Raw genomic sequence first — 13,858 nt, 5'->3', positions numbered from 1 at the left:
AACGCCCGACACGATACTAGCAATCACTGAGCCTGGGTTACGGATCCCTCTTCGTTGGGCTGGACGACGACGAATCCGTCCGAGCCGGTGAACTCCATCTGAATCGACTCGCCGGAGGTCTGTCCGATCTCGAACATCTTGTTCACCTCGAACGACGGCGAGAGGTTGGCGCTCCATGCGACCGTCGCGTCGGGATCCGTGTAGACTGGCGGCGTGATCACGAGCGGATCGCCGTGCGTCGAGATCGCGATTTCGCCGGGACCAGAGAGGAAGACGTTCGTCAGGCCCCCAGCAGCCATCCCCGAAATGCTGCTGACGGTGTTGATCTCGTACTCGACGCTCGACTCGAACGCAAGGACATCGTTTCCGTTGACAGATATCGCCTCACCCTCGTCGAGATCGAGCACCTGGACTTTCTTGCTTTGCTCGGCGATGTACAGATGGCCGCTTCCTTCGGCTTCCATCACGGGTGTTCCCTCGCCACTCACCGCCTCCTTGACGAATCCGGTGAGACCACCTTCGGCCGACGATTTTCCCGTGAATGTAATATCGCCGGTGTACGCGACCATCGACCCAGCTTTGACCATCACCGCACCATCGAGCGAGATATCCAGAAGACGATTGTTCTGCTCTGTTGAATAGCGATCTAATCAGCCGATATCACTAGTTTAGAAGGATGAAGCCGAGGAATTCGGTTCTGTCCTATGGAACTCGATATCCTCGACTTCGTTGAGCAGTGTCGTGACCTAGCTAAACAAGCGTTGGGGAAGCATGCGGGCGAGCCCGCCAGCGGCGGGTTCGCCCGCTGGGTCCACGTCGTTCTGCACTGCTTTCGGCTCGAAGAAGGCCACAGCTACCGTGAAACGCCGAATCGGCTGAAGTATATGACTGAGATTCGTGAAGCGCTCGGCTTAGATCGGGACGATCTGCCGGACTACAGCACGATCTACAAATCATTCGACCGGCTGAAAATGTGGGTGTGGCGGGCGCTGCTGCGCGTTTCAGCGCAGCAGCACCCGCAATCTGGACACGCCGCTCTCGACAGCACGTTTTTCGACCGCCGCCGTGCGTCGTCGTACTTCCGCCAGCGGTCGGGAAGTACCGTACAGACGCTGAAAGTGACGACATTAACTGATGTGGAATCGCTTGCGGTTCTTGACGTTCACATCACAGCACGGTGGAAGCATGATACGAAGACCGGACCGCAGGTCGTCCGCCGAAACGCGGACGACCTGCAGTCCGTCGCCGCCGACAATGGCTTCCAAGACTGGCACACCGAGTACGAGATCGCCGCATATGACGTTGAGTACCTCGTTCACTATCGTGGATCATCACCGAAAGCAGCTCTGAACAACGCGCTCAACCGGGCAAAAGGCTACTCTCAGCGGTGGATGGCCGAAACGTCGTACTCGACAACCAAGCGCTCGCTCGGCGACGCCGTGCGAGCGCTCGGCTGGTATCGGCAGTTCCGTGAAATTGTCTTGATGTTCGCTATCATTAACATAGAATCGCTGTGTGAACCGCTGTAACCGTGACTCAGCATCTATTCAACAGAGCAGATTGTTCTCTTTCTGAAATCCATCGCCACCGTCGTCAGGCGCATTGGAACGCGTGAACTCTTGTAAGTCCATGACTCCAGCCAAGGTTCATGTTGCCTACACAGATAGTTCTAATGATACTTTAACAGTCACATTGTGGGAATGACGCACAGACAGCGGCTTATTCTCGGAACTGGTAAAAAACAATCATTCTCAGAATGGGACCGAAGAATTTGAACCGCGGTCGCAGCGAACTGCTTCCTGGTCAAATCCCCCGTTCGTCACTTACGCACCGCTCACGGAGTTGTTCGCGGTGAGGAAATGGGGTCGGAGGGATTTGAACCCCCGATCGACTGATATCTCCGGTGCGCCTCGGAACTCCAGAGGGTCATCACACGGACACTGATCAGGTGCCCGATCAGTATATCAGTCTGGAGTGTCGTCCCGGGCGCGTTGCCTCTGGAGTCAGTCGCCATGCCTGGCTTGGCCACGACCCCTCACCACTTCGTTGGGGGATCCGCCCTAAAGTGGTTTCGATTCGATCAGAGCCACGGGGCCCTGCCCGAGGTGTCCGTGGTGTCGTCGGCTGGGTAGGGCTCGTCGGCTGCCTCGTCTTCGTGGACCTCGAGTGCCGGTTCGACGATTCGGTCACTCGAGTCCGCAGCCTCCGACCCGCCGTCAACGTGCAACCGGTCTGCGAGCGGGCCCTCGATGTCGGGGTCGAACGCGAACAGGGTGGTGACGGCGAGGACGGCCAGCGGCGCGTTGCCGAAGGGCATCCCGAGCAGCGACAGCGGGAGTAGACCCAGCGCGACGGCGCTTCCGAAGCGGAAGCGGTCGATGTCCATGTACTCGCGCAGGTAGGGTCCGGCGAGTGCGATCGAGAGGGCGAACCCGACGCCGACGACCGCGGCCAGCGTGGCGCGTGCCACGAGGGCGGGGTCGTCGAGGACGACCAGGGTCGCACTCGAGGGGTCCAGGCTGGCCACGAGGCCGAGCGTGATGATGACGGCGGGGCTGGGCAGGTACTCGCCGATCGTCGCACTGGCGGTCTTGGCGGCGACGGTGGCGATCACGATGGCGGCGAATCGCTCGAAGACGACGATGTCGAGGACGCTCGCGATGGCGGGAGCGAGCGCGGCCTGAACGGCGGCGACAGCGATCAGCGGGATGCCGACGGCGAGGACGACGCCCGCCTGCTCGCGGGGCGTCCCGTTCATGTCGGCGAGGATCACCGCGACGGTGGCGCTCCCGCCGAAGATGAGCAGGCCGACCTGTAACGCGCCGAGTGGGTCGTCGAGTGCGCCCGCGAGGATCAACGCGGGGAAGATGCCGTCGACCAGGGGCAGCCCCATCACGAGCGCGAGCAGTCTGGCGTCACCGCCGACTAACCGCTCGAGACGGAGAGCGACCGGGTGCTGTGACGTACTCATCGGTTACGGACGATGGCCGTAACCCGGGGCCGGTGGGCGATAGGAGAGACGGTCCGGTACGGATTGACGGGGTGCGACCCAATCCATCGACCGTTTATTGCCCTGCACTGTGAATGTGAGGTTCCCGAAATTAAACGTGGCGACGGAGTCGGAACTCGTCTGACCAACGGTGCGGGTCTCACTGGCACTCACAGTGCTCATACCGTTTCCGAGTATGCGTTTGACAATAAATATTGCGTGGGAACTGGACGCACGACGCCCAAAAACGCGGCTCAACTCTGGACAGTAGTGAACAAATTCCGGAATCTGTGAAACGATATTGTGGAACCGACGTGGCAGGTGATCGTTCGTCAACTGTACTGTTCGCACTCGAACCTGAGTCGACGACGACTCGCTCGAGTAAAACGAGAGACGACCGTTTGGACGGACGCGGACCGGAGGGCGAGGGTGGGTGGCCACGGAAGCGCGAGGGAGTCTCTGCCACGAGTCGGCACGTCTCGCAACGTTTTTCCCACGCGGTGCCGGACAGTTTACATGGCGAACGACGTTCCCGAGCACGAGCCCTATTCTTCGAAACTCCAGGTACCGGAGGCACTGACGTTCGACGACGTCCTGTTGCGGCCGAAAGAGAGCCGTGTCGAACCCGACGACGCCGACCTCTCCTCGCGAGTCTCGAAAAACGTCGACGTGTCGCTTCCCATCATCTCGGCAGCGATGGACACCGTCACCGAGAGCGGGATGGCGATCGCGATGGCCCGCCACGGCGGCCTCGGCGTTCTCCATCGCAATATGAACGTCGACCAGATGGTCGAGGAGGTCGACCGCGTCAAAAGTGCCGACGAACTTATCATTCCGTTCGACTCGGTTGTCACGGCCGATCCCGAGATGACCGTCAAGGAAGTCGACGAGATGATGATGCGCGAGGGCGTCGGTGGCGCGCCCGTCGTCAACACCCGCGGTGAGGTGCTCGGCATCATCTCGAGTACGGACATCCGCCCGCACCTCGAGGTCAACGAGGACGACCCGGTCACCGAGGCGATGACCGACGAGGTCATCACCGCGCCCGAAGACGTCGACGCCCGTGAGGCGTTCGACCTGATGTACGAGCACAAGATCGAGCGCGTCCCGGTGGTCGACGACGAGAACCTCCTCGTCGGGCTGGTGACGATGCAGGGAATCCTCCAGCGACGGGAGTACAAGCAAGCGGTTCGCGACGACGACGGACGGCTCCGCTGTGGCGTTGCCGTCAGCCCCTTCGAACCCGAGCGCGCGATCGCTGCGGACGAAGCCGGGGCTGACGTCCTCTTTATCGACACCGCACACGCGCACAACCTGAACGTCATCGACGGCGCTCGCGAGATCAAAGAAGCCGTCGACGCGGACGTCGTCGTCGGCAACGTCGGGACCCGCGAGGCGGCCGAAGATCTGGTCGACTTCGCCGACGGGATCAAGGTCGGAATCGGTCCGGGCTCGATCTGTACGACGCGCGTCGTCTCCGGCGCTGGAATGCCCCAGATCACGGCTGTCGCACAGGTTGCTGACGTCGCGAGCGAGCACGAGGTGCCCGTGATCGCCGACGGCGGCATCCGATACTCCGGAGACGCGATCAAGGCCATCGCGGCGGGAGCAGACGCCGTCATGCTCGGCTCGTACTTTGCGGGGACCGACGAGGCACCCGGCCGCGTCGTCACGATGAACGGCAAGAAGTACAAGCAGTACCGCGGCATGGGGTCTGTCGGCGCGATGAAGTCAGGCGACAGCGACCGCTACCTCAAGGACGAACCCGAAGACGACGAAGAGTACGTCCCCGAGGGCGTCGAGGCGGCGACGCCGTACAAGGGAACTCTCCAGTCGGAACTACACCAGCTCGCTGGCGGAATGCAGTCGGGCATGGGCTACGTCGGCGCAGCGACGATCCCCGAGTTCAAAGAACGTGCCGAGTTCGTTCGCGTCTCCTCGGCGGGGCAGGCCGAAGGCCACGCCCACGACGTCGTCATCACCGACGAAGCACCGAACTACTCGCCCAACGGCGAGTGATCGACGTCGGACGACCGGGGGAAATCGTCGTCGCGAACTCGCCGGTCGGTTCCGACCGTGTCACCCGTCCGTCGGGCGATTCGACGCCGCCCGGTCGTCGTTCAGAATTGTTAAGTATCCACATTTTATTCGTAGAAACGAAATGCGATCGAGTCGACGGATCGTCCTTCGTTCGCTGGGAGTCGGGGCCGTCGCGACCGTCGCCGGCTGTTCCTCGCTGAGACGCGGGCAATCGCCCGATGAGAACGGTCAAGACGGCGACGGGAACGGCGACGGGAACGACGACGGGAACGACGGGACGGTCGCTTCGCTCGAGGGCGTCTGGCCGTCCTACCAGTTCGACCGGCGAAACAGCGGCTACGATCCCGACGGAACCGGCCCCGGCGAGGAGTCTTCGCTGATCTGGTCCGTCGAACTCGGTCCAACACTCGGGAACGGCAGTGCGTCGCCGGTCGTCGCCGACGGTACGGTGTACGTCGGCGTCGGCGACGGAACGTTCTACGCGCTCGACGCGGCCGACGGCGAGACGCGCTGGACGGCATCGACGAACAGGTGGATCAACTCGACGGCTGCCGTCTCCGAGTCGACGGTCTTCGTCGGCAGCGGCGACGCCACCTGTTACGCGTTCGATTGCGAGACCGGCGACGAACGCTGGTCGACCGCGGCGGAGTTCGAGGTGTCCGCGTCGCCCGTGGTCGACGACGGGACCGTCTACGTCACCGCAACCGACGGTTCGATCTACGCGCTCGAGGTGTCGACGGGGGACCAGCGGTGGAGCGCCGACGTCGAACTCGAGGGAACGTACTTCTTTTCGTCACCTGCAGTGGGCGACGAGACGATCTACGTCGGCAGCAGCGACAGGCTGTACGCACTCGAGCGGGAAAACGGGGCGATCCGCTGGCGGACCGATCCGTTCGAGGCGGGCGGTGTGCCGATCGTTGGCGACGACGCCGTCTACGCGACGTCCTCGAGCCCGGGGAAACTCTCCGCGGTAGAGCGGGCGACGGGGGACGAACGCTGGCACGTAGACCTCGACGTGCAGTACGCGAACAGCCCGGCGGTCGCGGACGGGACGGCGTACGTCGGCACGGGAGCGGGGCTTGCGGCGATCGATCGCTCGGGGTCGACCGAGTGGACCGCCGACCTCGAGGTGGCCGCGACCACGCCAGCGGTCGTCGGCGACGTCGTCTACTGTACGGCTGACGGAACGCTGTACGCGCTCGACCGGGCGGACGGCACCGAACGCTGGCACCTCGAGTTCGGCAGCCGGGCGACGTCACTCGCGGTCACGCCGGCCGCCGTCTACCTCAAGGACGGCCCGATCGTTCGCCGTATCGGCGAGTGATACCGATGGCTGTGAGTCGTTACCGCCGCAACCGCGAACCGTCTTGCGGTTGCGTCGGCAATCAGTCACAACCATCATTATGAGTCCGCTGACCGTCCCTCCTCGAGTTCGTCGAGTCGTGACGACGCAGACCACGGCAAAGGATAACACCTACGGTCGTTCGGTGACGAGATTGGGGTGTGAACCGTCGTACGGTACTTCGTTCCGCTGGCACGCTCACAGCCGTCGGTCTCGCCGGCTGTCTCGGGAACCTGCAAAACCCCTTCGAGGGGAGCGTTCGCAGCCCCATTCCGATCGAGATCACCAGCGAGGCTGACCGATACTACAACGTCCACATCGAGGCGTACGAACGCGGGAGCGATCGCAAGACCTACGAGAAGAGCGTCGCGATGACGCCGGGACAGACGGCCAGTCTCCAGCGTCTCGACGGCATCGACCAGCTCCTTCGCGTCGTCCAACTCGACGACGACTACGAGGAGGTGGCCGTCGAAGAGGTCGCCGTTACCGCGAACACACAGTACGTCACGGTGGTGCTGTCCGACGACGGCGTCGAGATCCAGCGAGGCAGCGCGGACGCGTCGTAGCTGCAGACTCCACGTTATCAGGGATACGGGTGGAACGCACGCTCGAGTTGCGGCTCGAAGCCGAGGTCGTCGGGGACCGTCCGTGCCCGCTCGCCGAAGAAGGCGTCGCCGGTGAAAAGCGGCTGTGCGCCGGGGACGACGACGCGGACGGCTTCGAACCCGAGCGCCTCGACGTCTCGCGTCGTGAGTCGAGCGGCGTACGGCGTGAGACCGGCGTTGGCCGTCCGGGTGGCGACTGCCTCGAGTGCGTCAGCACCCGACGGAACGTCGTCGGGGCCGACGGCGGCCGCGTCGATCGTCCCGTCGACGTCGACGTACGATTTGACTGCGTCCGGGAACGACGCGTACGTGCCGATCTCGCCGCCAGCGTCCGCGGCGTCGTCGGGGCCCAGCGACCGCAGTTCCATCCAGTTCTGTATCGCCTCGGCGAGCGCCGACCGCGCCGCGGCCGTGGCGTCGAGGTCGGCCGCAGAGCCGATCGCGAACCGTGGCCACTCGCCGCCTTCCCGGTGGATGGCGACCGCCACGACCGGTACGTCGACGTCCTGCGTGACCAGAAGCGGCGTCACCGACAGCCCCTCGCTTCCGGCACGGCGCTCGAGCGTCGCGAACGCCTCGTCGTCGACGGCCAGTCCGAGCGGTTCGTACGTCGAGTACCAGCCGAGCATCGTCGCGTCGCGCTCGAGGACCTCGAGCAGCCCCGACAGCAGCGCGTCGACGGTCGACGAGCCGAGGCCGAGTCCGGTGGTGATCGCGGGCACGAGCCGCTCGCCTGGCTGGGGGAACTGCACCGCGGCCGCGGGCAGATGTGTCGACTCGCCAGTCTCTACGTTCTCGCCTTCGACCCACCGGTATTCGGCCGTCGGGTCGAACTCCGGTGCGTTTTCGGGACGGACGAGATCCGTCGGTGAGACGGCGTTCTCGAGGTCGTCGTAACTGGTGTGGACGAAATCGTCCTCGCGGTAGACGCCCGCGCAGTAGCGCTCGAGGGCTTCGCCGACGGCTTTCATCAGCGCAGCGTTCCAGTCGGCGTCGACGCCGGCCGACTGCTTCGGGGCGCTCGCGTCGCTGTAGCCCGCCGTCTCGACCGTCGTCGCGAGGTAGTACGGTGCCGGGAACGACTCGACTTCGGCGATATCGGCGACGAGGCCGACGCGGTCGTCGATGGCGAGTTCGACGTGGTCGACCGCAGCCTCGAGGTCGAGCGAGTCGTCGTCGCGCTCGAGAGATCGGTCCCGGCCGTCGTCACACGAACAGCCGGGGACAGGGAGGAATCGCCTTCGAGCGTGGGGAATCTCCCGGACGCTCCCGAGGATCGACGGCTCCTCGCCAGCGAAGACGCGCACACACTCTCGGCCGGCGATCGCTCCCGCGAGACGGGCGGCGCTCCGATCGGCTCGTGGCGTCTCTGTGGGTTCGTCGACGGTCGAGGCGACGCGCGTTCGAAGACATTCGAAACAGCCAGTCTCCGCGGTGAACCCAGAGACTGCGGCGTCGACGTCCGGGAGGGAGTGGCCGCCGATGCCGCCGATCTCGACGGCGACCCACGGCGTCGATCCCGCTCGTGTGGCCTCGTTTGCTACACGGAACGTCTCGTCGCCGACGACGCCGCTCACGACGGCAAAACGGGCCTCGGCGAGGTCGGTCGGCTCGGCGTCACGTACTTCGAGGTCGACGTCTGCGAGGGCGGCGACGACGGCCTCGCGAACCGGATCGTCGGCGACGACGTGGACTTCCATACCCGGGACTCGAGAGCGAGGGGCAAAAAACGACGCGCTCGAGCGTCAGCGGATACCGTCGGTTGCATGTCGGAACCGGCGCACCCGCGGCCCGTCCGACGGCTGCGACGGAACGGTACCAACCGACGTGATCATAACGATAGCTGTGAGTCGTTACCGTCGCAACCGCGAACCGTCTTGCGGTTGCGTCGGCACCCAGTCACAGCCATCATTATCAGTCCTCGTCTCGCAGTCGCTCGAGAACCTCGCGGGCGTTCTCGACGGCTGTCTCCTTCTTTGCGGGATAGGCCTCGACTTTCGCACGGAAGGTGATGCCGTCGCCGAGACGGACCTCGTCGCCGAAGGCGGCCTGTTTGTCGAGTCGCAAGAACAGCTCCGTATTCTCGGTGACTCGCTCGTCGAGTTCGTCGAGCAATCGATCCAGGTCCTCGAGGTCGGCGAGCCGCGAGAGGACGTGACGGACGTCGTCGGCGTTCTCGACGCGAGCCGAGAGGACGAGGATGCGATCGCCGTAGTGGCCCTCGGTCTCGACGCGGTCGATCTCGAACTCCTCCGGCAGGAAGGTTCGAAGCGCCTCCTCGACGCGTTTCTCGTCCTCGGTCGCGTAACAGAACGTCCGCAGGTCGACGTAGTGAAGCGGAATTTTGGGCATCGATGCGTTGGATGTGAGAGAGCGGCGTCAGGGCCGCTCGGTCGTTACTCTTCGTCCTCGTCTTCGTCAGCCGCCTCGAGTGCGTCCTCGGGAATGCCGGTCTCCTGACCGTCCTCGAAGCTGACCGTGTAGGTGACGTCGCCGAACATCGACTCCATCGTCTGGGTGACGGTGCCGACTTCGCCGTCGAATTCGCTGTGCTTGTCGTTCAGGACGACGCGGTCGTCTTCCTCGAAGCTCATACCCGCAGTTCCCCGGCGTGGGGTAAAAAGGGACTGATTCAGGTTCCCAGCCGCCGGTTCGCACGGGCCGCCCTCGTGGTCGCCGCGGATCAGCCATCCTCTTCGGTGTCGGTCGTCGTCGCCGCGTTGTCGGCCGAACTCGTCTCGTCGTAGGCGTACTCGACCCCGTCGCTTTCGGTCCGGTCGTCGAGCGTTTCGAAACGGGCGAGCACCTCGGTGAGTTCGCTGGCCCGATGCGAGAGCTGGTCTAGACTGTGCGTAACGTCCGAAACCGCGCCCGTCTGTTCTTCGGCGGCAGCGGCGACGCGTTCGGCCTCCGTCGCCGTCGCGTCGGCGATCGTCTCCGCCCGCTCGACGAGGACGACGACCGTCTCGGTCGCGTCGGCCTGCTCTGCCGTCGCGTCGGCGATTTCCTGGACGCCGTCGTTCGTTTCGGCCGCGTACGTGGCGATTTCGTCGAGAGCGTCGATCGCGTCTTCGACCGCGTTGGTGTGGTCAGCGATTCTGTCGCCCGTCTGCTGGACCTCGCCGGCCGTCGTCTCCGTTCGCTCCTTGATGCGCTCGAGTCGCGTCTCGACGTCTTCGGCGGCGTCTCTGGTCTCGGCGGCGAGGTCTTTGATCTCGTCTGCGACCACGGCGAAGCCGTCGTCGGTCTCCGCCGAGTGTGCCGCCTCGATGTTGGCGTTGAGTGCCAACACGTTGGTTCGCTCCGCGACCTCTGAGATGAACTCCACGAGTTCGTCGATCTGTGTCACCTCGTCTTCGAGTTCGGTGATCACGTCGACGGCGCGTTCGGACTCGCGTTCGATCTCCTGGACGTTCTCGATGGCCTCGCGAGCAGCGGCCCGTCCCCGACTGCCGGCCGCGGCGGTTCGCTCGGCCAGCGTGGCAACCTCGTCGGAGGAGGCCGCGATCTCTTCGTTCGTCGTCGACAGCTCGGCCGCCTGATGGGACACTCGCTGAAACTGCTCGTTTTGCCGTTCCGTCCCGTCAGAAATCGCCTGAATGGCGTCGCTTACTTCCTGGCTCGTCCGCTCGATCTCCTCTGCGCTCGCGGTCACCTCCTCGCTTGCGGCCGCGACGTCGGTCGCGAACGTCCGCACCTGTACCACGGTCTCGTCGAGTTCCGCCATCATCTCGTTGAAACTCTTGGCGATGTCGGCCATCGCCTGGCTCTCGCTGCCCGGCTCCATCCGGACGGACAGGTCGCCTCGAGCACCGGCTTCCATGACCTCCCGATACTCGTCGGCCGTCTGCTCGAGGTGGCGGTTAAACTGCTCGGTCTCCGCTCTGAGCGTCTCGGCTTCGTCGCGTGCTGTCGCTGCCGCCTCCATCTGTTGCTCGAGTTCGGCGCGTTTCTCCTGGAGGTCCTCGACGGTCAGCAGGCCAGTGTTGACCACGAGGAAGACGGCACCGAACAGGAAGACGAGCCCGGTCAGAAACTGGAACGCGACCTCGTAGCCGCCGACGGTGATCGCCAGCGCACCGAGATAGCCGACGAGGAACACGACCATCAGCGCGAACAGCGCGCGCCACCGTTCTTCGTAGGCGTTTTCGGTGACTCGATCGAGTAGCCGTTTCGTGTAGTAGATCGACACGACCATCACGATCGCACCGACGAGGACGAGCCCCTGTACCAGCGGTGAGACGTCCATCGTCACACCCCCCAGCGAACCGCCGTCTCTCCGATCTCACTGCTCGATCCCCCGAATGTTCCCCCAACGTGTCGGAATCCCATCGCCGTTCTGCTGGCACATTCAGACTCTGACAGTATATCATTTTCCCAGCATAATACGCAAACCTACACGTGTCTCGAGTCGATCGAGAGTGACCGTCCAGGGAGTCCGTCGACTCGGCGGCAGTCCTAGAGGCCGAGTTCCTCGAGCAAGGTCTCTGCGGCCGCCCTCGAGGAGCCGGGACCGCGGCCGGTGATCAGGTCGCCGTCGACGGTGACACTCGTGTCGGCGTCGAGTTCTGCGTCCCACTCGCCGCCTGCCGTCTTTACCTCGTCTTCGACCCAGTACGGTAGCTTGCGGCCGTCGGGCATCGTGTCGTCGTCGTCGACGATGTTTGCTTCCCACTCGTTGGGGAAGCCGGTGACTTCGCGTCCGTTGACGAGGAACGCGCCGTGGCGGTCTCGCGTGAACGCGAGCAGGCCGACGGCGTGACAGACGACCAGCGCCTTCCCGTCGCCCTCGACGGTCTCGCGTAGCAGTTCGCGGGCGTGTCGGTCCTGATTTACGTCCCACTCCGTGCCGTGACCACCCGGGAAGACGACCGCGTCGTACTCGTCCGCGTGGGCCTCGACGATCGGAATCGGATCGGTCAGTCGTTCGTCCGTCTCGTGAACGTTTTGGACGTGCTCGGCCGTCTCCTCGCCGACGTTCTCGGGGTCGATCGATCGCTCGTCGATCACCGGCGGTGATCCGGTCGGCGTCGCGACCGTGATCTCGACGCCCGCGTTCGAGAGCGTCTCAAGCGGTTCGACGCACTCTTCGCCCCAGTACCCTTCCTCGCTCACGACGAACAGCGCCTTCGTCATGCACCGACATACCGCAGCAGAACGGTTAAACGCTCTGGCGGGAACTGCAGGTCGACTGCCGTCGATGCCGCTGGTTTCGTCGTCGCCGGCATCCGGCAGACCTGTCTTCTGGTCGAACCGTCAGGGTGGTCGGGAGTGGTCTTTAACAGTCACGCTGATGTCTGAAGAAACCGTCACGGTGGTAACCATGTCAGGCCGACGCAATCCGTTCGACGGACTCGAGGAACTGTTCGAGCGAATGAGCCGCCAGTTCGAGAGCGCCGCTCGCACGTGGGACACCTCCAGCGAGGAGTTGCCGACGTCTCCCGACGAGGGCGGGTTCGGGATGATGACGAGTGAGTCCGGTGCCGGACTCGACCTCGCCGACCACGACGACGAGTTCGTCGTCACGGTCGACGTTCCCGGCTACGAGAAAGACGACATCGAGGTCCGGCTCACGGGCGATACGCTCCACATCGAGGGCGAGCGCGAACGAGAGACAGACGAGGAAGCGGAGAACTACCTCCGTCGCGAACGCCAGCGTCGCTCCTTCAGTCGGCGGGTCCGGCTGCCGGAACCGGTCGACACCGACGAGGCGTCGGCCCGCGTCCAGAACGGCGTGTTGACGATCACGCTCGGCAAAGAAGAACCCGGGCGCGACTCGCGTTCGATCGAAATCGAGTAACCGTCACTGATTTTCGTCGAGTTCGCTCTCGAGGTGGAGCGCGTCGAAGAACCGCCGTTCGATCCGCGAGCCGGCGAACTCGAGCAGTTCAGCCTCGTCGTCGCCTTCGTCTGCGAACAGGCCGAGGTCGATCTGGCCACCGGCCATGTCGTGGTGACCGCCGACGGAGCCGAACCGCGCGAAGGCGTCTTTCAGCGTCTCGCCCATGTGGACTCGCGGATCGACCGACCGGCCGCTCATGCGAATCTGTCCGTCGACGATGCCGTACGCGAGCACCGTGTCGACGCCCTCGAGATTGAGCAGGTAATCTGCGGCCTGTGGCAACGCGTCGGTCTCGACGGTCCGACCGACGCTCGCGACGAGCGACGAGCCTCGCCGTTCTCTCGACGCGATTGCGTGGCCGATCGCGTCGATCGTCGCCGGCGAGAACGCCGTCCCGTACAGCTGCTCGAGAAGTTCGAGGTCGGCGTCGGGAACGACGGTGAGGGCGGCCTCGTACTCCCGGTCGGTCGGTTCGCGAATGAAGTCGAGGCGCTCGCGATGGAGCGCGAACAGAAGCGCCGAGGCGAGACGGGTCGTCAGCGCCACCTCGAGGTCACGGAGGTACTCGACGAAGATGGTCGACGTCGAGCCGTACTCGGGTCTGACGTCGGCGAACGTGGCGTCGATCTCCTCGCCGGGGTGGTGGTCGACGACGATCTCCGGTTCGATCTCGGCGGGAACTTCCGTGTTTGCACCCGGTTGCGAGTGATCGACGAAGGCGATACACTCGTAGTCGTCGAGATCGACCTCGTCGATTTCGTGTGCGTCGATGTCGAGCAGATTGACGAAGGCGCGATTTTGCTGGTGGGAGATTTCGCCACCGTAGACGATGGTCGCGTCGACGTCGCGTGCGTCGGCGATCTCCTCGAGTGCGACGGCGCTGGCGAGACAGTCGGGATCCGGGTTGTCGTGACAGACGATCGCCAGAGAGTCGACGTCCTCGAGAACGGCTGCCAGCTCGTCCCCGCGTGACATAGGAGAACCTACGGGAACCAGCGGCTTGAACCCCGTGGCGACTCTCGTGGTGGCCCGCGTCCGGG

Annotated in this window: 12 protein-coding genes, 1 tRNA gene and 1 pseudogene; 5 read left to right on the top strand and 9 right to left on the bottom strand. The window is 64.3% G+C overall.

Annotation, left to right across the window (positions count from 1 at the left end; all coding sequences use genetic code 11):
- Positions 1–23: 23 nt before the first annotated feature.
- Positions 24–632 (bottom strand): annotated as a pseudogene (locus tag MU558_RS13160) (AIM24 family protein); the annotation flags it as partial.
- Between the two features lie 72 nt (positions 633–704).
- On the opposite strand from MU558_RS13160, the gene MU558_RS13155 reads away from it, so the two are divergent.
- On the top strand, positions 705–1,529 hold the full coding sequence (locus MU558_RS13155; RefSeq protein WP_246966781.1) for an IS5 family transposase: 825 nt from the start codon (positions 705–707) through the stop codon (positions 1,527–1,529).
- Positions 1,530–1,860: 331 nt separating this feature from the next.
- On the opposite strand, the gene MU558_RS13150 is transcribed toward MU558_RS13155, so the two are convergent.
- Together MU558_RS13150 and MU558_RS13145 are read right to left on the bottom strand one after the other, a co-directional pair.
- A tRNA-Trp gene (locus MU558_RS13150) sits at positions 1,861–2,035 on the bottom strand.
- Between the two features lie 45 nt (positions 2,036–2,080).
- Entirely contained in the window at positions 2,081–2,971 is an 891-nt protein-coding gene (locus MU558_RS13145; protein WP_246966779.1) for a DUF5794 domain-containing protein, read from the bottom strand.
- Positions 2,972–3,505: 534 nt separating this feature from the next.
- Here MU558_RS13145 and guaB point away from each other — a divergent pair.
- The 3 genes from guaB to MU558_RS13130 all read left to right on the top strand — a co-directional run bounded on the left by guaB (position 3,506) and on the right by MU558_RS13130 (position 6,937).
- On the top strand, positions 3,506–5,008 hold the full coding sequence (gene guaB / locus MU558_RS13140; protein ID WP_246966777.1) for an IMP dehydrogenase: 1,503 nt from the start codon (positions 3,506–3,508) through the stop codon (positions 5,006–5,008).
- 142 nt (positions 5,009–5,150) lie between these two features.
- On the top strand, positions 5,151–6,353 hold the full coding sequence (locus MU558_RS13135; protein ID WP_246966775.1) for an outer membrane protein assembly factor BamB family protein: 1,203 nt from the start codon (positions 5,151–5,153) through the stop codon (positions 6,351–6,353).
- A 179-nt stretch (positions 6,354–6,532) separates the two neighbouring features.
- Entirely contained in the window at positions 6,533–6,937 is a 405-nt protein-coding gene (locus MU558_RS13130) for a hypothetical protein (RefSeq protein ID WP_246966773.1), read from the top strand.
- A gap of 17 nt (positions 6,938–6,954) precedes the next feature.
- Here the strand turns inward: MU558_RS13130 and MU558_RS13125 are convergent, their stop codons facing one another.
- The 5 genes from MU558_RS13125 to MU558_RS13105 all read right to left on the bottom strand — a co-directional run bounded on the left by MU558_RS13125 (position 6,955) and on the right by MU558_RS13105 (position 12,112).
- Complete coding sequence (locus MU558_RS13125; RefSeq protein ID WP_246966765.1) at positions 6,955–8,676, bottom strand: YcaO-like family protein; 1,722 nt, start codon at positions 8,674–8,676, stop codon at positions 6,955–6,957.
- Between the two features lie 214 nt (positions 8,677–8,890).
- Positions 8,891–9,328, bottom strand: coding sequence for an RNA-binding protein (locus tag MU558_RS13120; RefSeq protein WP_246966763.1), 438 nt, complete (start codon positions 9,326–9,328; stop codon positions 8,891–8,893).
- 44 nt (positions 9,329–9,372) lie between these two features.
- The gene (locus tag MU558_RS13115; RefSeq protein ID WP_246966761.1) at positions 9,373–9,570 is read right to left on the bottom strand and encodes a DUF1918 domain-containing protein; all 198 of its coding nucleotides are present in this window, start codon (positions 9,568–9,570) and stop codon (positions 9,373–9,375) included.
- Positions 9,571–9,659: 89 nt separating this feature from the next.
- Positions 9,660–11,225: a methyl-accepting chemotaxis protein gene (locus MU558_RS13110; protein WP_246966760.1), complete on the bottom strand. Its 1,566-nt coding sequence runs from the start codon at positions 11,223–11,225 to the stop codon at positions 9,660–9,662.
- 209 nt (positions 11,226–11,434) lie between these two features.
- Positions 11,435–12,112, bottom strand: coding sequence for a type 1 glutamine amidotransferase domain-containing protein (locus MU558_RS13105; protein ID WP_246966758.1), 678 nt, complete (start codon positions 12,110–12,112; stop codon positions 11,435–11,437).
- Between the two features lie 187 nt (positions 12,113–12,299).
- Between MU558_RS13105 and MU558_RS13100 the strand changes: the two genes are divergently transcribed.
- Positions 12,300–12,776 (top strand): Hsp20/alpha crystallin family protein, encoded by a 477-nt coding sequence (locus MU558_RS13100; RefSeq protein WP_246966756.1) that lies wholly within the window; start codon positions 12,300–12,302, stop codon positions 12,774–12,776.
- 3 nt (positions 12,777–12,779) lie between these two features.
- Here MU558_RS13100 and MU558_RS13095 read toward each other — a convergent pair whose 3' ends face one another.
- Positions 12,780–13,793 carry a DHH family phosphoesterase gene (locus MU558_RS13095; protein ID WP_246966753.1) on the bottom strand — a complete coding sequence of 338 codons (1,014 nt, stop codon included), beginning with the start codon at positions 13,791–13,793 and terminating at the stop codon, positions 12,780–12,782.
- Positions 13,794–13,858 lie beyond the last annotated feature (65 nt).

Source organism: Natribaculum luteum, assembly GCF_023008545.1.
Taxonomy (GTDB): Archaea; Halobacteriota; Halobacteria; order Halobacteriales; family Natrialbaceae; genus Natribaculum; species Natribaculum luteum.
The sequence above is the reverse complement of the archived record's forward strand: the minus strand, read 5'-3'. Positions and strand labels throughout refer to the sequence as shown.